The sequence below is a fragment of the uncultured Roseibium sp. genome, assembly GCF_947499295.1.
Taxonomy (GTDB): Bacteria; Pseudomonadota; Alphaproteobacteria; order Rhizobiales; family Stappiaceae; genus Roseibium.
The window spans coordinates 1-207 of record NZ_CANMNP010000180.1 but is presented as its reverse complement, the minus strand read 5'-3'; the positions used below and the strand labels follow the sequence as shown (position 1 = coordinate 207).

Genomic DNA, 207 nt, shown 5'->3' with positions numbered 1-207 from the left:
GTTACAGCCCGGCAATCACTGCAAAGGCCAAGGCCAGAAAACGGCCGGTTTGTTGCTCCTGGAGAATGGATGAGACCTATATCAAGGTTCGGGACAAATGGGTTTATCTCTACCGGGCGGTCGATAAGCACGGAGATACGGTCGATTTCATGCTGTGCAAAACCCGTGATGAAGCGGCAGCAACGGCTTTCTTCAACAGCTCTATTG

At 51.7% G+C, this 207-nt stretch carries 1 protein-coding gene; it reads left to right on the top strand.

Going from position 1 to position 207, the window contains the following annotated elements; translation table 11 throughout:
• The coding region (locus tag Q0835_RS30305) for a DDE-type integrase/transposase/recombinase (RefSeq protein ID WP_298967226.1) at positions 1–207 on the top strand (207 nt) is incomplete at both ends.